General features: G+C 74.2%; 14 protein-coding genes. 8 read left to right on the top strand and 6 right to left on the bottom strand.

Annotation, left to right across the window (positions count from 1 at the left end):
- Positions 1–24: 24 nt before the first annotated feature.
- Positions 25–1,632, bottom strand: a complete 1,608-nt coding sequence (locus AB2L28_RS16840) for a methyl-accepting chemotaxis protein (protein WP_370720140.1) — start codon at positions 1,630–1,632, stop codon at positions 25–27.
- A 169-nt stretch (positions 1,633–1,801) separates the two neighbouring features.
- Between AB2L28_RS16840 and AB2L28_RS16835 the strand changes: the two genes are divergently transcribed.
- Positions 1,802–3,565, top strand: a complete 1,764-nt coding sequence (locus tag AB2L28_RS16835) for a DNA polymerase (RefSeq protein ID WP_370720139.1) — start codon at positions 1,802–1,804, stop codon at positions 3,563–3,565.
- Between the two features lie 99 nt (positions 3,566–3,664).
- Here AB2L28_RS16835 and AB2L28_RS16830 read toward each other — a convergent pair whose 3' ends face one another.
- Both AB2L28_RS16830 and AB2L28_RS16825 read right to left on the bottom strand, forming a co-directional pair.
- Positions 3,665–5,716, bottom strand: a complete 2,052-nt coding sequence (locus AB2L28_RS16830) for a calcineurin-like phosphoesterase C-terminal domain-containing protein (protein ID WP_370720138.1) — start codon at positions 5,714–5,716, stop codon at positions 3,665–3,667.
- A gap of 86 nt (positions 5,717–5,802) precedes the next feature.
- Positions 5,803–7,200, bottom strand: coding sequence for an ATP-dependent 6-phosphofructokinase (locus AB2L28_RS16825; RefSeq protein ID WP_370720137.1), 1,398 nt, complete (start codon positions 7,198–7,200; stop codon positions 5,803–5,805).
- Between the two features lie 133 nt (positions 7,201–7,333).
- Between AB2L28_RS16825 and AB2L28_RS16820 the strand changes: the two genes are divergently transcribed.
- On the top strand, positions 7,334–7,735 hold the full coding sequence (locus AB2L28_RS16820; protein WP_370720136.1) for an OsmC family protein: 402 nt from the start codon (positions 7,334–7,336) through the stop codon (positions 7,733–7,735).
- Positions 7,736–7,774: 39 nt separating this feature from the next.
- On the opposite strand, the gene AB2L28_RS16815 is transcribed toward AB2L28_RS16820, so the two are convergent.
- On the bottom strand, positions 7,775–9,793 hold the full coding sequence (locus AB2L28_RS16815) for a bifunctional copper resistance protein CopD/cytochrome c oxidase assembly protein (RefSeq protein WP_370720135.1): 2,019 nt from the start codon (positions 9,791–9,793) through the stop codon (positions 7,775–7,777).
- Positions 9,794–9,855: 62 nt separating this feature from the next.
- Positions 9,856–10,275 carry an ATP-binding protein gene (locus tag AB2L28_RS16810; RefSeq protein WP_370720134.1) on the bottom strand — a complete coding sequence of 140 codons (420 nt, stop codon included), beginning with the start codon at positions 10,273–10,275 and terminating at the stop codon, positions 9,856–9,858.
- 317 nt (positions 10,276–10,592) lie between these two features.
- On the opposite strand from AB2L28_RS16810, the gene AB2L28_RS16805 reads away from it, so the two are divergent.
- The 6 genes from AB2L28_RS16805 (at position 10,593) to AB2L28_RS16780 (ending at position 16,635) form a co-directional block, all read left to right on the top strand.
- Positions 10,593–11,153 (top strand): MarR family winged helix-turn-helix transcriptional regulator, encoded by a 561-nt coding sequence (locus AB2L28_RS16805; RefSeq protein ID WP_370720133.1) that lies wholly within the window; start codon positions 10,593–10,595, stop codon positions 11,151–11,153.
- A complete protein-coding gene (locus AB2L28_RS16800) occupies positions 11,150–13,165 on the top strand; it encodes an MDR family MFS transporter (protein WP_370720132.1) in 2,016 nt (671 codons plus the stop codon). The genes AB2L28_RS16805 and AB2L28_RS16800 overlap by 4 nt, the downstream gene beginning before the upstream one ends.
- Before the next feature lie 144 nt (positions 13,166–13,309).
- On the top strand, positions 13,310–13,747 hold the full coding sequence (locus tag AB2L28_RS16795) for a Fur family transcriptional regulator (protein ID WP_370720131.1): 438 nt from the start codon (positions 13,310–13,312) through the stop codon (positions 13,745–13,747).
- A 52-nt stretch (positions 13,748–13,799) separates the two neighbouring features.
- Positions 13,800–14,315: a Dps family protein gene (locus tag AB2L28_RS16790; protein ID WP_370720130.1), complete on the top strand. Its 516-nt coding sequence runs from the start codon at positions 13,800–13,802 to the stop codon at positions 14,313–14,315.
- A 43-nt stretch (positions 14,316–14,358) separates the two neighbouring features.
- Positions 14,359–15,714: an 8-oxoguanine deaminase gene (locus tag AB2L28_RS16785; protein WP_490054860.1), complete on the top strand. Its 1,356-nt coding sequence runs from the start codon at positions 14,359–14,361 to the stop codon at positions 15,712–15,714.
- A gap of 69 nt (positions 15,715–15,783) precedes the next feature.
- Complete coding sequence (locus AB2L28_RS16780) at positions 15,784–16,635, top strand: HpcH/HpaI aldolase/citrate lyase family protein (RefSeq protein WP_370720129.1); 852 nt, start codon at positions 15,784–15,786, stop codon at positions 16,633–16,635.
- 50 nt (positions 16,636–16,685) lie between these two features.
- Here AB2L28_RS16780 and AB2L28_RS16775 read toward each other — a convergent pair whose 3' ends face one another.
- On the bottom strand, positions 16,686–17,966 hold the full coding sequence (locus AB2L28_RS16775; RefSeq protein ID WP_370720128.1) for a dihydrolipoamide acetyltransferase family protein: 1,281 nt from the start codon (positions 17,964–17,966) through the stop codon (positions 16,686–16,688).
- Between the last annotated feature and the right edge of the window lie 7 nt (positions 17,967–17,973).

Genomic DNA, 17,973 nt, shown 5'->3' with positions numbered 1-17,973 from the left:
CTCCGACACGGGCCGGGGAGGCGTTCACAGCCGGAAGGCGCCGACGGCCCCTCGCAGCCGGGACGCGCTCTCGCGCAGCGATTCCACCGATCCGGTGACGACCTCCAGGCTGACCCGGTCATCGGCCCCGGAGGCGGCGACGTCCGCGAGCATCGTCGAGATGTCGTCCGCGCCGGCGGCCGCGCCGGCCACCGTGCGGGCGAGGTCCGCGGTCACCGCGCTCTGCTCCTCCACGGCCGCGGAGATGGAGGCCTGGTAGTCGTCGATGCGTCCGATGACCTCGGCGATGCGGCTGATCGCGGTCGCCGCCTCCTCGCTGCCGCGCTGGATCGCCGCGACCTTCCCGGCGATGTCCTCGGTCGCGGCCCCGGTCTCCTGGGCGAGCTCCTTGACCTCACCGGCGACCACCGCGAAACCGCGCCCGGCCTCACCGGCGCGAGCGGCCTCGATCGTGGCGTTCAGGGCCAGCAGGTTGGTCTGCGCGGCGATGGACGTGATCGTCCCGACGACGGTGGCGATGTCGCGGGTCGCCTCACCGAGCCCGGCCACGGCGGCGCGCGTCGCCTCCGCGACCTCGACCGCCTCGCGCGCCACCGACGCCGAGGAGGCCATGCCGGCGGAGATCTCGGCGATGGAGGCGCCCAGCTCCTCGGCACCGGTGGCCAGGGTCGTGACCTCGCCGGAGACCGAACCCGCCGACGCCGCCGCGCGTTCGGTCTCGGTGCCCGTGCGGGCGTTGGCGGCCGACAGGGACGCCGCGCGGGAGGCGAGGTCGTCGGCCTGACCGGCGACGGCCCGCGCCTGCTCGTCCACCCCGGCCACGGTGCTGCGCGTCGCGCCGACCGCGGCGGCCAGGGCCTGCGCCATCTGCCGGAACTCGTCCCGGCCGTCCACGACCGGTTCGACCGTCAGGTCGCCGCCGGCGATGCGGCCCAGGTCCGAGACGCTGCGCCGCAGCGGGACCACGATGCTGCGCGTCAGCACCAGGAGCAGCAGGACCACGAGCACGAGGGCCGCGGCGACGGCCACCAGGACGAGCACCCGGCTGCGGTCGGCTGCGGCGCGCCCGTCGGCCTGCACGGCGGCGGCCCGCCCGGCGACGGAGTCGGTGAGCTTCTGCGTCTCGGCGAGGATGTCGGCGTAGACGACCCAGCTCTCGTTCTGGATGGTGTCCTCGGCCCCGGCGAGGTCACCCGCGCCGTACTGCGCGACGGCCCGGTCGTCGGAGTCGAAGTAGGCGGCCCACTTCGCGGCGATCGTCTCGTTGACGGCCCGCTCGGCGGCCGTCATGTGCTCGACCGGAGCGGCGTCGAGCGCGGCGAGGAGCGCGGCCTTGTCGGTGAGGAACCCGGCGCGGTTCGCCGCCTCCGGCGCCACGGCCGCGGCCGGCCCGAGGCGGTAGGTGTCCCACGCGTACGCGGCCTGCCAGCCGGACACGTCCGCGTCGTAGTACTTCTGGTCGGCCACGTAGGCCGTCAGGACGGCGAGGTCGGCCGTGTGGTCCGCGGCCCGGGTCTGCGCCCGTCCGCCCACCAGGGCCGCCGCCCCGGTCAGGCCGAGCAGGACCAGCACGACGCCGAACGCCACCCCCAGGCGGACTCCCACTCCCATCCGGCGCGCCACGAGGGTCATCGTCCGGTCCCTCCTCCTGCGCTCGGTCCGGCGGCCTGTTCCACCGGGCTCCTCTCCCGTGTCTCGTCGCCACGAGCGGTGGAGTGGACCACCGTCGCCCGTTCGGAGCAGCGGCCCGGCCCGTCCCGCCGCCGCACGAGAACCCCGGGCGCTGGTCCAGACTGACCCCGTGCACGTCGCCGAGCAGCAGGTCGTCGACCGGCTCCGGCCCCTCGGCCGCGTGCCCCGCCTCGGGCTGGCCGTCGTCCCCGGCGGCATCGGGCTCGCCGTCCCCGGGCAGGGGTGGGCGGTCCCCACCACCGACCCCGCCGGGCTGCTCACCGCGCTGGACGTCGAGTTCGCCCCGCGCTGGACGTGGTGGTCCGCGGCCGCCGTGCTCGGGCACCTCCCACCGGTCCACCTCGCCCGCTGCCACGACCTCGCCGCCGTCCACCGCGTCCTCGACGGTGGTTCCCGGGAGGACCCGGGTGCGGTCTGGGCGGCGGCGCGAGGGCTCCCCGTCCCGTCCCCGCCCTCGCGGCGACCGGCCGCCGCCCACGGCACCGGGCTGCTCGACCTCGACGGCGCGGCGGACAGCGGCGAACCCGTCGCGGCGGACGGGTCGCTGGCCCCGGCGTGGGCCGACGGCCGCGCGTTCGACACCGACCCCGCGGAACGCCTCGAACGCGCCGGACGGTGGGCCGCCCTCGCCCTCGACGTCGCCGACACCCAGGACGCCCGGCTCACCGCCCTGCCCGACCGGCGCCCCGAACCGGCCGGACCACCCCTGCCCGTGCAGACGGGCTACGCCGAGTCGGCGGCCGCGGCGCTCGCGGTCGAGCTGTCCCGCACGGGGTTGCCGCTGGACCGGGCGACGGCGGAGGAGATCGTGCGGACCGCCGTCGGCCCCCGTCCGGCCGACGCCGCAGCGGAGCGGGGGGCCCGCGCGGCGCGCGACGACCTCGTGCGCCGGCACCTCGGCCCGGGCGGCGCGACGGTCGACCTCCGCAACCCCGCCCACGTCCTCGCCGCGCTGCGCGGCCTGGGTTTCGACCTGCCCGACACCCGCGCGCACCGGCTGGAACGGCTGCGCGAGGCGCACCCCGCCGTCGCCGCGCTCCTGGTGTGGCGCAAGGCCGAACGCCTCGCGACGACGTACGGCTACCCCTGGCTCGACGAGCACGTCGGGACCGACGGGCGGTTGCGCGGGGCCTGGTCGTCGGCCGACGCCGCGGCGGGACGGATGACGGCGCAGGCGGGGTTGCACAACCTCCCGGCGGAACTGCGGCCGGCGGTGGCCGCCGAACCCGGGCACGTCCTGGTCCGCGCCGACCTCGGCCAGGTCGAACCGCGCGTGCTCGCGGCCGTCTCCGGTGACCCCGGTCTGGTCGCGGCGACCCGCGACGAGGACCTCTACGCCCCCGTCGCCGCGGCGCTCGGGGCGGACCGGCCCACCGCGAAGGTCGCCGTGCTCGCCGCGATGTACGGCCAGACGTCCGGGGCGGCGGGAGAGGCGTTGCGCCGCATGGAGCGCGCCTACCCGCGGGCCCTGGCGTACCTGCGCGCGGCGGAGGAGGCCGGCCGGGAGGGCCGCGACGTGCGGACCTACGGCGGCCGGCTCGTGCGGATCTCCGACCTGGCCCCCGCCGAACCCGGTGCCGCCACCGCCGCCCGCGGGCGGTTCGCGCGCAACGCCGTCGTCCAGGGCGCGGCGGCGGAACTGTTCAAGGCGTGGGCCGCGACGGTGCGGGCCGGGCTCGCCGGGTCGGGCGGGCGGGTCGTGCTGTGCCTGCACGACGAGCTGCTGCTGCACGTGCCCGAACCCGCCGCCCACCGGGCCGCGGGGCTGCTGGAGTCGGCGCTGCAGCAGACCGCGACGCGGTGGGCGGCGGGTTCGGGGGTGCGGTTCGTCGCCGACGTGTCGGTGGTGCGGCGGTGGTCGGAGGCGAAGTGACCCTCCCCGCGGTGACGGCGGTGCCCCCGTTGCCTCCCCAGGGCCGATGACCGGCCCCGGGGAGGCAACGAGGACCAACCCCGCACGGCGCAGGACGGGTCAGTCCTGCGCGAAGAGGTCCGTGCGGAACCCCTGCTGCGGCAGCTCGGACCGCACCTCGAACACGTGCGTCTCGGTGAACGCGCGGCCGAAGGAGTCGGTGGCCGTCACCTCGGCGGTGTGCACGCCCTCGGACAGCCCGCTGGGGAGGCGGAACTGCCAGAGGTGCGTCGCGCGGTCGGCGACGTTGTTCCCGGGCTGGGCGGGGCCGGGGCCGTAGTCGCTGCCCGCGTACAACTCGAACCCCTGGGCCGACTCGTCCCCGGAGGTCGAGGCGAACCCGAAGCGGGCGACCTGCAGCTGCCGGGTCGCCGCGGCCGGATCGGCGTGCAGCGCACCGGTCTTCGCCGCCTCCCCCGCGGCCTGCTGGGTGCGGGTCGCGGCCTGCGCCTCACCCCCGTCGAGGGAGACCGAGACCTCGGTGTCGGTCGAGCCGTACCAGACGTTCGCCGTGAGGAACGTGTCGGCGGCGACGTCGGCCGTCGTCACCAGGCCGGGGTCGCCGAGGTCGTTGACGTTGACCGGGGGCGCCTCCTCCCAGCCCTCGCGGGTCTGCGCCCACTCGGTGATCGTCGTGTACCACTCGCGCCAGCGCGGGGAGTTCAGCGAGACGGCCATCTGCTTCCCGTCGGGTTCGCCGATGGCGCGGAAGCTGTCGACGTAGTCCGACCCCTCGACGTCGAGCACCAGGTACCCCGGGCGGGCGCCGTCGCGCTGCAGCGCCATCGGGCGGCCGTCGACCCCGAGGTCACCGGAGTACCAGTCACCGCTGGGTGCGCCCGCGACGACGTGCGGGAACGGCAGTTCGTCGACCCCGACGGCGGTCCTCCAGCCGGCGTAGCTGTCACCGGTGTTCATCCGCTCGGTGGAGTGGGTGTGCCCGGAGACCGACAGCGCGGGACGGCCCTCGAGGAGTTCGTGCACCTCGCGGACCTCCTTCGTCTGGTGCTTGGTGGAGGTCTGGTCGGCGAAGGAGACGAGCGGGACGTGCGAGGCGAGGACGACGAGCTTGTCCTCGGGGACCTGCGCGAGGTCGTTCTCCAGCCAGGTCACCTGGTCGTCGCCGAGCTGCCCGGAGTAGGTCGGGGCGTTCTCCGGGTCGGCGCAGTGCGGGCGCTTCCCGTCGGTGTCGTCCAGCGGCGTGCAGGGGTACTTCACGTTGTTCAGGACGACGTAGTGGACGTCGGCGACGTCGTAGCTGTAGGTCGTGGGCCCGAGTTCGCGCTTGAACGTGTCGAAGGAGTGGGCGGCGTCGGTGGCGTCCAGGTCGAGGTCGTGGTTGCCGGGGACGAACCGCAGCGGCAGACCGGAGGCCCCGAGGACCTCCTTGATGCGCGGGTACAGCCCGAGGTCGTCACCGGCCACGTCACCGAGCAGGAGGGCACCGCACTCGGCGACGTCCTCCTCCTGCACCAGGTCGGCGAGCAGGCCGTCGCGGGCGAACCCGAGTTCGCGGCCGCTGTAGGTCTGGACGTCGGCCAGCACCGCGCAACGGGTGGTGTCGTCCTGGGCGGTCTCGCCGCCGCGGGCGATCGGGAAGTTCACCGCCGAGGGCAGCGGCCCGGTCGGTCCCAGGCCGCCGAACCGGAGCTCGGGGGAACCGGCGGGCAGGTGGTGGTAGGAGAACTGCGCGACGCCGTCGGCGTCGACGGGGACCTGCCAGCCGGCGGGCTGGGTGACGAAGGCGGTCATGCCGTCGCGGACGGGGAGTTCGTAGTTCCCGTCCGCGTCGGTGACGACGACCTCGCGGCCGTTGGACACCGAGACGCCTTCGACCCCCTCGTCGCCGGAACTGCGGCCGTCGCGGTCGCTGTCGTCGAACACCTTCCCGCGCAGCACCTCGCCGCCGCCGGAACGGGTGCTGGGGGAGGCGACGTCGCGGACGACTTCGACCGCGCCGACGTAGGGGGGTCGTTCGGCGGGGGTGGTGGTGGCCTCGGGGGCCGCGGAACTGGGCACCTGGGTCAGGGCGCCGGCGCCCAGGAGGACACCGGCGCCGAGCGCCAGGGCACGACGCCGGGGACGGGCGGGGGGACGGGTGGGCTCTCGCACGGGAGTGCACCTCTCGGTCGGGGTGCCCCCACCCTGTGGGACCTCTGTGAACCACCGGTGTCCACCACCGGAAGCTCACCGGAACGTCACTGCCCGCCGAACGCCGTGACCTGCTCGGCCGAGAACTCCCCGAACGACCACGGCTGGCCCGTCGCCTCCAGCACCGACCACCACAGGTCCCCGTGCGGGTCGACCTGGTTGCGGTCCGAGACGGCCAGCCCGATCGGGATGTGCACGAAGCGCCGCCGCCACCGGCCGACGACCATGTTCGTCCGCCCGGCCATCGCCGCGTGCACCGCGGCGTGCGCCAGGCGGATGCAGTACACGGCGTCGTACGGGTTCGCCGGGACGCTGCGGATGACGTAGCTGGGGTCGATGTAGCGCATGTTCAGCTCGAGGTCGTGCGCGGCGAAGTCGTCCGTGATCGCCTGCCGCAGCAGACGGCCGACGTCCTGCAGCCGCTTGTTCCCCGAGGCGTCCTTGAGCGAGGCGGCGGCGTCGGCGGGGTCGAACAGCTCCTGCCCGGCCCCCTCGGCCGCCACGACGAGCGCGTGCCCCTGCGTCGCCACCTTCTCGCGCAACCGCTCCAGGAAACCCCCCGGGCCGTCGAGCGTGAACGGCACCTCGGGGATGAGGACGAAGTCGGCGTCGTTCTGGGCCAGGGCGGCGTAGCACGCGATGAACCCCGAGTGCCGCCCCATGAGCTTGACGACGCTGACCCCGTTCGGCGCGGTGCGCGCCTCCACCTTGGCCGACCGGATCGAGCGGGACGCCTCGCTGAACGCGGACTGGAACCCGAAGCTCTGGTCGATGAACGGGATGTCGTTGTCGATCGTCTTGGGGATGCCGACGATCGCGATCTTCAGGTCGCGCTCCTTGATCTCGGCGGCGATCTTCTGCGCCCCGCGCATCGTCCCGTCCCCGCCGATGACGAACAGGATCGAGATGCCCATGCGCTCGAGGCAGTCCACGACCTCGACGAAGTCCTGCTGACCGCGGGAGGTCCCCAGGATCGTGCCGCCCTCGCCGTCGATGTTCTCCACGACCTGCGGGGTGAGGTCGATGACGTCGTGGCCGTAGCGCGGGATGAAACCCTGGTAGCCGTTCTTGAAGCCGTGGATGCGGCGGACGCCGTAGTGGGTCGTCAGCTCCGAGACCAGGCCGCGGATGACGTTGTTGATGCCCGGGCACAGCCCGCCGCAGGTGACGATGCCGACGCGCGTCTTGGACGGGTCGAAGAAGATCCGCTTGCGGGGGCCCGTCGGCTCCAGGCTCGGCAGGTCGGTGAGGTCGCCGTCGCGGCGGGAGACCTTCGACAGCGTGTCGTCGAACAGCACGCGGTCGCTCTCGTCGATGTAGTGGTGCGTGGTGCGACGGGCCTGCAACCGGGGCGCCAGCGGCGAGTCGACGGTGCACGGACCGAGCGTCTCGACGGTGAAGTCGATGGGCTCACGGCTCGTGGGACGGTCGGTGGGCTCGGCCATGAGCGCGCGGTCCTTTCGCGACGGAGGAGGGCGAACCCCCATCATCGGTCAGACCCGTGACCCCGATCACCCCGGGGGTCCACGGGCACCGCCCGTCGCGCGCTCGCGCCGTTCCGTGCCTAGCGTCGGCCCCATGGCTGACGACCTGTACACCGGCACCGTGACCGCCACCGAGGGCTCGGCCCGCTCGGACGACGGCGCCCTGTCCCTCGACGTGCACGAACCGACCGCCCTGCAGGGTTCCGGCGAGGGCACCAACCCCGAGCAGCTCATGGCCGCGGCCCTCGGCTCGTGCCTGCTGGAGTCCCTGCGCATCGCCGCCTCGAGCGCCGGGGGCAGCACCGAGGGGGCGAGCGTGGAGGCCCGCGTGACGTTGTCCGCGGGCGAGGGCGCCGGGTACTCGGCGCGCTACGACCTCGGCGTGGAGCTGCCGGACGCGGGCGGCGACGCCGACGCGGTCCTGCAGCAGGCGCTGGCGATCTGCCCGTTCACCAAGACGATCGACGCGCAGGTGCTGCAGGTGCGGCTGGTCTGAGCTCCTGCCCCGCCACCGGGCCCGCCACCAGGCCGGCCGTCAGGTCCGGGGACCCTCCCGGTCGGCCAGCCGCTGCAGCATCGCGTTGTAGTCGGCGAGGTCGGCGTCGCCGTCGCGCGCGGCCTTGCGGTCGCGGCGGCGGTTCTCCCGGTCGTCCGAGCGCGACCAGCCGATCGCCACCCCCAGGACGAGGACGAGCGTGGGGACCTCACCGATGCCCCAGGCGATGTCCCCGCCCTCCTGCTGGTTCGCCAACAGGTCGGCGTCGGGGGTCATCTGCGCGAACCAGTCGGGGGCCAGCAGGGTCGTGCCCTGCATGAGCGCGACGCCGAAGAAGGCGTGGAAGCCCATCGTGGCGAGCAGCAGGATGAGCCGCAGCGGGTAGGCGGGTCGCTGGCCGCCCGGGTCCACCCCGATGAGCGCCGAGGAGAACAGGTACCCGGTGCCGAGGAAGTGGAACATCATGAGCTCGTGCCCGACGTGGGTGCGCAGGGCGAGCTCGAACAGCGGCGAGTAGTAGAAGACGATGAGCGAGCCGGCGAAGAGGACGGCCGCCACGAGCGGGTGGCCCGCGACGGCGAGGTAGCGCGAGTGGACCAGCTCCAGCAGCCACTCGCGGGCGCCCCGGGAGTGGTCCCGGCGCGCCGGCAGCACGCGCATCGCCAGGGTGACGGGTGCCCCGAGGACGAGCAGCGGCGGCGCCGCCATCGTCAGCAGCATGTGCTGCAGCATGTGCGCGCTGAACGTGATCCGCCCGTAGGCGGCCGGGCCGCCGCTGGTGACGAACAGCAGCGCGAGGCAGCCGGCCACCCACCAGATCGTGCGTCCCACGGGCCAGGAGTCCCCGCGCGACCGCAGCCGCCGCACGCCGAGCAGGTAGCCGACGAGGGCGAGCCCGCCGATGGTCAGCCACAGCAGGTCGGGGCTGACCTGCGTGAACCAGCGCCCGACGGTGACCGGCATCGGCGGCAGCGGTTCGCCGAGCAGCGCCTCGGCACGGCCCGTGCCCGGGACGTCGTCCGGCACGGGCGTGGGGCTGCGGCTCAGCGCCACGCCCAGGCCGATCGCGGCGCCCATGAGGACGAGCTCGCCGGCGGCGATGCGGGCGAAGGCCGCCGGACGGGTGGCCAGCAGCGGGATCGTGCGGCGGCGGTGCCAGGCGCCCAGGGCGCCCAGCGCGACGAGCGCGACGACCTTGCCGACGACGAGCGCCCCGTAGGCGGTCGCGAGCCCGGACCACCCGCCGAGGCGGACGGAGGCGTTGAGGACCCCGGACAGCGCGACCGCGGCGAAGCACCACAGCGCCACGGTGGAGTACCGGGAGGCGAGCGCGGTGAGGTCGACGGGCCGGCGCCCCTTGGCGGTGCTGCCGCCCCGGCCGGTCAGCGGCAGGACGAGCAGCACGGCGGCGAGCCCACCGACCCACACGGTGACGCCGACGAGGTGCATGGCCAGCGAGCTGACGGCCGTCTCGTGCGAGGCCGACCCGGACGCGTGGCCGGACAGCGACAGGGGCATGAGGGCGAGCACGGACAGCGCGAGGCCCCACGCCGCGCCCGTGGGGGTCGCGGCCGCCGCGCCGACGGTGGCGACGACGGCGGCGAGGACGGTCGTCACGAGCAGGGCGCGCCCGAGGTCGATCGACTGGGCGAACTGGGCGAACTGGGCCCCGAAGCCGGGAGCACCGGGCGCGGCGCCGATGACGTCCATCGCTGTGAGGACCAGGACGAGCAACGCGGTGACCGCCCACGCGCCCGCCGCGACACCCGCCGCGCGGACGGCGCGGTCCCAGGCGTCGCTGGGGTGCGGCAGCAGGCAGGTGGCGACGGCGAAGCCGCCGACGGCCAGGGCGGCGGACAGGTCGTGCACCGTCCGGGTGATCGGGAGCCCGTAGCGGACGAGGGCGCCGGGATCGCCGAGGACGGAGGGGTTCAGCCCGCCGGCGAGGGCGAGGGCGGTGAGCAGGACCGCGAGCGCGGCGAGGACGACGGCCGAGGAGGTGAGCAGGAGGCCGTTCGCGCCGGGTGCGCTGCGGGCCGTGCGGGGAGGAGCGGCCACCCCTCAAGAGTAGGTCGCGCCAGCGGGGGCTCGGCCCCCCGCGACGCCTCGGGTGAGCGGGCTCACGCGGTGGCGCGGACCGACCGGACGGGGGCCAGGGCGGTGGCCACGTCGAACCAGACGGTCTTGCCGAGGGGGTCGACGTCGACGCCGTGCGCGTCGGCCAGGGCCTCGACGAGGGCGATGCCGCGGCCGTTGAGGGCTTCGGGGTCGGACTCCCGGCGCATCGGCAGGCGGGTGTTCTCGTCGCCGACGGCGACGCGGACGCGGGACCCGACGCGGCCGATGCGCAGGACGACGTCGCTGCGGCCGTGCAGCACGGCGTTGGTGACGGTCTCGGCCGTCAGGAGGAGCAGGGTGTCGACGACGTCGCCGATGACGCCCTCGCTGATGCACCAGTCGGCCACGAAGTGCCGGGCCGCTCGCGAGGACAGCGGCACGGGTGCCAGCGTCGTCTCGCGCGACCAGTTCGTGAACGACACTGAGTGACTCTCCTGGTACGTAGGGTTATCAGGAACGGTAGCGCAGGACTCACCCGACAGCGCGGCCCACCCGGCCGCCGCCCGGGACCCGGCACCCGCCGGTCGCCGTCCCCACGGTGCGCGCTCCACCCTCATGAGAGACCCCCGGTCCTCGCTCGAGCCTGCTAGCTTGTCCATGTCGTTGCGTGTAGCACTCAAGGATCGCTCCGGCCGGGCCGAAGTCCCGGGAGTAGTTCGCCGCACGACCGTGCTCCGTTACAGCACGCGACGGTCGTTCGACCAGACGACACACCCGACAGACCCGTGGGGGCACCCGGATGACCACCCGCACCACCACCGAGGAGCCGGCCGGCACCTCGGCCAGCACCCCACCGGCCACCGCGTCCGACCTCGACGGGCACGAAGCGCTCGTGGCCGCCGTCGCCGACCAGGTCGGTCGCCAGCTGCGGGCCCTGCACTCCTTCAAGGCCCAGATCGCCCGCGGCGAGAGCGACGTCGAGCGGGCCATGCACGTCGTCCTGTACGTGCTGGCCGACGTCGGCCCCCTGCGGGGCAGCGCCCTGGCCGAGAGGCTGGGCACCGACCCGTCCACGACGAGCCGGCAGACGGGCGAGCTCATGCGCCGCGGCCTGCTGCGCAAGCTGCCCGACCCCGACGACGGGCGCGCGAGCCTGCTGGACGTCACCGGCACCGGCCACGAGGTCGTCGCCCAGATGAAGCAGCGGCGCCACGAGCACCTCGCCCGCGCGGTCGACGGTTTCTCCGACGAGGACCTGGCGACGTTCACCGCCCTGCTGTCCCGCTTCGCCGGTGGGCTCGAACGAGCCCGCACCGACTGCCTCCGGACCACCACGACCGCCCCTGGGGAGAACGCATGAGCAGCACGACCGCCGGCGCAGCGCCGGCACCGGAGGCCCCGGTCTTCACCCACCGCCAGATCATGGCGATCCTGTCCGGCCTGCTGCTGGGGATGTTCCTCGGCGCCCTGGACCAGACGATCGTCTCGACGGCCATCCGCACGATCGCCGACGACCTCGACGGCTTCTCGCTGCAGGCGTGGGCCACGACCGCCTTCCTCATCACGTCGACGATCTCCACGCCGCTGTACGGCAAGTTGTCCGACATGTACGGCCGGCGGAAGTTCTTCATCGCCGCCATCCTCATCTTCATCGTCGGTTCCGCCCTGTGCGGGATCTCGACCTCGATGTACGAGCTGGCCGGGTTCCGCGCCCTGCAGGGCCTGGGCGCCGGTGGCCTGATGTCGCTGGCCCTGACGATCATCGGTGACATCGTCCCGCCGCGGGAGCGGGCCAAGTACCAGGCCTACTTCATGATGGTGTTCGGCACCTCCAGCGTGCTCGGGCCCGTCGCCGGCGGGTTCTTCTCCGGCCTGGACTCCCTCGCGGGGCTGGCCGGGTGGCGCTGGATCTTCTGGCTCAACGTCCCGATCGGCGCCTTCGCGCTCCTCGTCGTCTCCAAGAACCTGCACCTGCCCAAGCGGTCCAGCCACCACCGGATCGACTGGCCCGGCGCGCTCACCCTCGTCACGACCCTGGTGCCGCTGCTCATCGTGGCCGAGCAGGGCCGGGAGTGGGGCTGGGGCGACACCAAGTCGATCGTCTGCTACGTCATCGGCGTCGTCGGCCTCGTCGGGTTCATCCTCGCCGAACGCGCCTACGGCGACGAGGCCCTGCTGCCGCTGCGGATGTTCCGCGGCCGCACGTTCGTCGTCGGCTCGCTGGGCTCGTTCATCCTGGGCATGGGGATGTTCGGGGTGTTCGCCGTCCTGCCGCAGTACCTGCAGGTCGTCAAGGACCTCAGTCCCACCAGGGGCGGGCTCGCGATGCTCCCGGTCGTCGTCGGCATCATGTCCGGGAGCATGTTCTCGGGGCGCTTCATCGCCCGCACCGGCACCTACAAGGTCCTGCCCGTCGTCGGCACCGGCCTCATGGTCGTCGCCCTGTTCCTGTTCTCCCGCGTGAACGCCGACACCCCGATCTGGCAGACGATGATCGTCATGCTGATCATGGGCTGGGGCCTGGGCGGCAACATGCAGCCGGTCATCCTGGCCGTCCAGAACGCGGCCAAGCGCAGCGAACTGGGCGTCGCCACCAGTTCGGTGACGTTCTTCCGCCAGATGGGCGGCACGCTCGGCACCGCGGTGTTCCTCTCGATCCTGTTCTCCACCCTGGGCGAGAAGGTCTCCAGCTCCTACGAGTCGGCGTCCACCACCCCGGAGTTCGGCCGGGCGCTGCAGACCTGGGGCGGGGACCTGCAGGCCACGCTGGGCCGCGCGACCGACGACACCTCGGTCCTGGGGCAGCTGCCGAGCGTCCTGGCCCACCCGTTCAAGGTCGGGTTCACCGAGTCGACGAGCACGATCTACCTCGTCGCGACGTTCGTCATGCTGGCCGGTCTGGTCACCATGCTGTTCCTGCCGTCGCTGCCCCTGAAGGGCGGCGCACCGGCGGCCGCCGGCCCGGCCCCCGAGGGCACCGACCAGAGCCCGGTCGGCACCGCGACCGCCGCGGCCGCCTCCCCCGCCCAGGCGGCCGGTGCGCCGCTGGCGACCAGCGGTGGCGCGGTCGCCGCCGGCGTCGCTACCGTCGAGCCCGTGAACGAGTCGATGGCCCCCGGGGAACTGGCCGAACGCCTCCGCAGCGGGGTCCAGCAGGCCAAGGCGGCCCAGCAGGCCATGGCCGAGCTGGCCCTGGAGGCGGAGCGCCGCGAGGCCGCGTTCGACGCGGCGGTGGAGAACCTGCGCGACCTCGGCCTCGACGAGGCCTCGATCGAGGCGGCGCTCGGCGAGGACGCCGCCACCCCGCGCGGCCGGCACGCCGGGGCGAGCGAGGACGTCCCCGCGCGCGAGGAGCTCGGCGCGCAGAACTGACAGCACGCACACCCCCGCAGGGCCCCGGAGCACCCGCTCCGGGGCCCTGCCCCGTTCTGCGGCAGACGATGTGGTGAGGCTGACCGAACGAAAGCGAGCCTCACCTTCTTTTGACACAGTCCAAAGAAGGTGTACTCTCGAACCATGACGCCGACCGACCGCACCCCCCCGGAGGAGGTGCTGCGCGAGGCCGGCCTGCGCAGCACGGCCCCGCGGCGGACGGTCCTGGAAGCCGTGGCCGACCACCCGCACGTGACCGCCGCGGGACTGGCCGAGCTGCTCGGGACGGCGGGTCACCGCATGTCCCGGCAGAGCCTCTACAACGTGCTGGAGGACCTGACCCGGACGGGCCTCCTGCGCAGCATCCAACCGGCGGGCTCGACCCCGCGCTACGAGACGGCGGTGGCGGGCGAGCACCACCACCTGGTCTGCCGCGGGTGCGGGACCGTCGTCGACGTCCCGTGCGCCGTCGGCACGAGTCCCTGCCTGACCCCCGCGGAGGCGCCGGGCTTCCCGGTCGTCCACCAGGCGGAGGTCACGTGGTGGGGGCTGTGCACCGACTGCGCCCCCGCACCCCGTTGAACCCCCGCACCCGCTGAACCCCCGACCCGACACCCCACTCATGGAGGACACCGTGACCACGATCGACGACATCACCACCGCCGGCCTCACCCAGAGCGCCGTCGTCGGCTTCGACGCCAGCTCGCGCCTGAACTCGGGTCTGCAGGAGGTCCTCGTCGACCTCACCGCGCTGCACCTGCAGGGCAAGCAGGCCCACTGGAACATCGTCGGGGCGAACTTCCGCGACCTGCACCTGCAGCTCGACGAGCTCATCGACGCCGCACGCACCTACGCCGACGACGCGGCCGAGCGCATGCGCGCCGTCGGCGGTGTCCCCGACGCCCGCCCCACCACCGTCGCGACCACCACGACCATCGGCGACTTCGGCGCGGACGAGATCGACACCCGGGCCGCCGTCGAGGCGATCGTCGCGATGACCCGCCGCGCGGTCGACACCATCCGCCGCGTGCACGACCCGATCGACGCCGAGGACCCCTCGACCGCCGACCTGCTGCACGGCTTCATCCTCGGCCTGGAGAAGCAGGCCTGGCTGATCGGTGCGGAGAACCGCGCGCCGCGCCGTCGCTGAGCACCAGCACCGCCCGGCGGCCCCGGTCGGGCAGGATCGGCCCATGCCGACCCTGCTGATCACCGGGGCCGCCGTGGCCACCGTCGACCCCTCCGGCACGGAACACCGGAGGGGTTTCGTCGTCGTGGAGGACGGCGTCGTCGCCGCCGTCGGGCCGGGTGACCCGCCGCCCGGGACCACCGCGGACCGGGTCCTCGACGGCCGCGGGCACCTGCTGACGCCGGGGTTCGTCAACACCCACCACCACCTCTACCAGTGGGCCACCCGGGGTTTCGCCGTCGACGCGGGCCTGTTCGAGTGGCTGACGACGCTGTACCCGGTGTGGGCGCGCCTGGACGCCGCGGACGTCGAGGCCGCCGCCCGGGCGGGCCTGGCGCGCCTCGCCCTCACCGGCTGCACGACGACGAGCGACCACCACTACCTGCACCCCCGCGACGGCGGCGACCAGCTCGCCGCGACCGTCGAGGCGGCGCGCACGGTCGGCCTGCGCTTCTCCCCCACCCGCGGCTCGATGGACCTCGGCGCCGCCGCCGGCGGACTGCCGCCGGACTCCGTCGTGGAGACCGTCGACGCGGTCCTGGCCGCGACGGCCGACGCCGTCGCCCGCTTCCACGACCCCGCACCGGGCGCGATGGTGCGGGTGGGCGCCGCCCCCTGCTCCCCGTTCTCCGTCTCCCCCGACCTGCTGCGCCAGAGCGCCGCCCAGGCCGCCGAGCTCGGCATCCGCCGGCACACCCACCTCGCCGAGACCGCCGACGAGGAGGAGTACTGCGCCCAGACCTTCGGCCGCCGCCCCGTCGAGGTCCTGGAGGACCTCGGCTGGCTGGGCCCGGACGTCTGGCTGGCCCACTGCGTCCACCTGTCCGACCCCGACATCGCCACGCTCGCCCGCACCGGCACGTCGGTGGCGCACTGCCCCAGCTCCAACGCCCGGCTCGGCGCGGGCATCGCGCGGACCCGCGACCTGCTGGCCGCCGGCGTCCCCGTCGGCCTCGGCGTGGACGGCGCGGCCTCCAGCGAGCAGGGCAGCCTCGCCGACGAGCTGCGGCAGATGCTCTACGTCGCCCGCGCCGTCGGCGGTCCGACCGCTGTCTCCGCCCGCGACGCGCTGCGCGCGGCGACCGTCGGCGGGGCCACGTGCCTGGGGCGGGACGGCGAGATCGGCTCGATCGAGGTGGGCAAGCGGGCCGACCTGGCCCTGTGGGACCTCACCGGCCTCGGTCACGCCGACCTCGACGACCCCGTCGTCGCGCTCGTCGTGGGACCGACCCCACCGCTGGCGCTGTCGACCGTCGAGGGCCGGGTCGTCGTGGAGGACGGGCGGCTGCGCACCACCGACGTCGACCGGGCCGTGGCCGACCTCGTCGCCGCCCGCGGACGGGTCCTGGCCCGGGGGTGACGTGAGACTCCCCACTCGGCGTGCCGGCCGGACGGACCCACCGTCGCGGCGGCGCTACGGTCGGGTGCCATGACCGCAGAACCCGCCGAACGCCAGGTGCACATCGTCGAGCCCAAGTACGCGCGGACGTGGCTGCTCGTGAACGCGACCCGCACGGACCTCTTCGACGTGGCCGCGCGCTCGCGCGCCGACCAGGTCGTCCTGGACATCGAGGACGCGGTGGACCCCAGCCGCAAGGACTCCGCGCGTGCCGACTCGATCGAGTGGCTCGCGGGCGGCGGGCAGGCGTTCGTCCGCATCAACGACGTGACGACCCCGCACTGGCGCGACGACGTCGACGCGCTCAAGGGCGTCCCGAACCTCCTGGGCGTCATGCTCGCCAAGACCGAGGCCGGTGAGCAGGTCGAGGCGACCTGGCACGCCCTCGGCGGGTCCGTCCCCGTCGTCGCCCTGTGCGAGTCCGCGCTCGGCATCGAGGCCGCCCGCGAGATCGCCTGCGCCAAGGGCACGTTCCGGCTCGCGTTCGGCTCCGGCGACTACCGCCGCGACACCGGGGCCAGCGCGGAGGACATGGCGATGGCCTACCCGCGCACGAAGCTCGTCATCGCCAGCGCCATCGGCAAGCTGCCCGGACCGATCGACGGACCCACCACCGGCGGTGGTCACCCCGAGCTGCGCGAGGCCTCCGGCGTCGGCGTCGCGATGGGCATGATGGGCAAGCTGTGCCTGGACGCCGAGCAGACCTACGTCATCAACGAGGTCATGAGCCCCAACGTCTCGGACGCCACGTGGGCGCGCGACTTCATCGCCGACTTCGAGCGCAGCGGCGGCGTCGTCCGCGACGGCTCGGACCTGCCGCGCCTGGGTCGCGCCCGCCGCATCCAGGAACTCGCCGACGCCTACGGCATCCGCCCCCTGTGACGAGCCGGGGGTGAGCCCCCGCCCGGGCCACCCCCTGCCGCCGGCAGCGGTCAGCTCCAGGTGAGCGCGCGGGCCGGGTCCTCCAGGACGGCGGCGATGTCGGCCAGGGCGCGGGACCCGCTCTCCCCGTCCAGCATGCGGTGGTCGAACGACAGGCCGAGCTGAGCCAGGTAGCGGGGTTTGACCTTGCCCTTGTGCACCCACGGCCGCTGGGAGATCTTGCCGACCGCGAGGATCGCCGCCTCGCCGGGGTTGAGGATCGGCGTCCCCGTGTCGATCCCGAACGTCCCGACGTTGGTGATGGTGATGGTGCCCTCGGCCAGGTCGCGAGGTTTCGCCTTGCCCTCCCGGGCCGTCGCGGCCAGTTCACCCAGGTGGACGGCGAGCTCCTTGAGCGACATGTCGTCGGCGTCCTTGACGTTCGGGACGAGCAGACCGCGCGGGGTGGCGACGGCGATGCCGAGGTTCACGTAGTTCTTCACGACGATGACCTGGTTGGCCTCGTCCCACGTGGAGTTGATGTCGGGGTTGCGCTTGGCCGCCACGAGCAGCGCCTTGGCCACGAGCAGCAGGGGCGAGACGCGGATGCCGGCGTACTCCGGGTCGGTCTTGAGCCGCTGCACCAGTTTCATCGTGCGGGTCGCGTCGACGGTCGTGAACACGGTGACGTGCGGGGCCGAGAACGCGCTCTCCACCATCGCCGCGGCCGTCGCCTTGCGGACACCGCGGATCGGGACGTGTCGTTCGCGTTCGTGCTCGACGAAGCGCCGCTCGGGTTCGGCGGGCGTGGCGGGCACCAGCGCGAGGACGTCGGCGCGGCTCACCGTGCCCCCCGGGCCCGTGGGCGTCGCCGCGGTGAGGTCGACGCCGAGGTCGCGCGCGAGCTTGCGCACGGGGGGTTTGGCCAGGACGTGCACCTCGGCGGGGACGGCCGGGGCGCTCGGGGCGGGAGCAGGCGCCGGGGTCCCGCGGCGGCGCCGGGGGGCGCTCTCCTTCGTCCCGTACCCGACGAGGGTCGCACCCGACCCGTCCTGCGCAGGAGCCGCCTCGGGTTCCGGGGTGGCCGGTGCCGGCGCGGGTTCCGGGGTCGCCGAACCGTCGCTGACGACGACGATGTCCGTGCCGACCTCGACGGTGTCGCCCTCGGCCGCGAGGAGTTCGGCGACCGTGCCGGCCCACGGGCTCGGCAGTTCCACGAGCGACTTCGCCGTCTCGATCTCGACGAGGACGTCGTTCACGGCGACGGTGTCACCGGGCCGGACCTTCCAGGAGACGATCTCGGCCTCGGCGAGGCCTTCACCGACGTCGGGCAGGGCGAACCGCTGGTTCAACGGAGTC

Source organism: Kineococcus mangrovi (assembly GCF_041320705.1).
Taxonomy (GTDB): Bacteria; Actinomycetota; Actinomycetes; order Actinomycetales; family Kineococcaceae; genus Kineococcus; species Kineococcus mangrovi.
The sequence above is the reverse complement of the archived record's forward strand: the minus strand, read 5'-3'. Positions and strand labels throughout refer to the sequence as shown.

Bases quoted from the DNA above. Each gene is read 5' to 3' on its own strand.
- AB2L28_RS16840 (WP_370720140.1), bottom strand. From the start codon at position 1,632: ATGACCCTCGTGGCGCGCCGGATGGGAGTGGGAGTCCGCCTGGGGGTG.
- AB2L28_RS16825 (WP_370720137.1), bottom strand. From the start codon at position 7,200: ATGGCCGAGCCCACCGACCGTCCCACGAGCCGTGAGCCCATCGACTTC.
- AB2L28_RS16820 (WP_370720136.1), top strand. From the start codon at position 7,334: ATGGCTGACGACCTGTACACCGGCACCGTGACCGCCACCGAGGGCTCG.
- AB2L28_RS16805 (WP_370720133.1), top strand. From the start codon at position 10,593: ATGACCACCCGCACCACCACCGAGGAGCCGGCCGGCACCTCGGCCAGC.
- AB2L28_RS16800 (WP_370720132.1), top strand. From the start codon at position 11,150: ATGAGCAGCACGACCGCCGGCGCAGCGCCGGCACCGGAGGCCCCGGTC.
- AB2L28_RS16795 (WP_370720131.1), top strand. From the start codon at position 13,310: ATGACGCCGACCGACCGCACCCCCCCGGAGGAGGTGCTGCGCGAGGCC.
- AB2L28_RS16785 (WP_490054860.1), top strand. From the start codon at position 14,359: ATGCCGACCCTGCTGATCACCGGGGCCGCCGTGGCCACCGTCGACCCC.
- AB2L28_RS16780 (WP_370720129.1), top strand. From the start codon at position 15,784: ATGACCGCAGAACCCGCCGAACGCCAGGTGCACATCGTCGAGCCCAAG.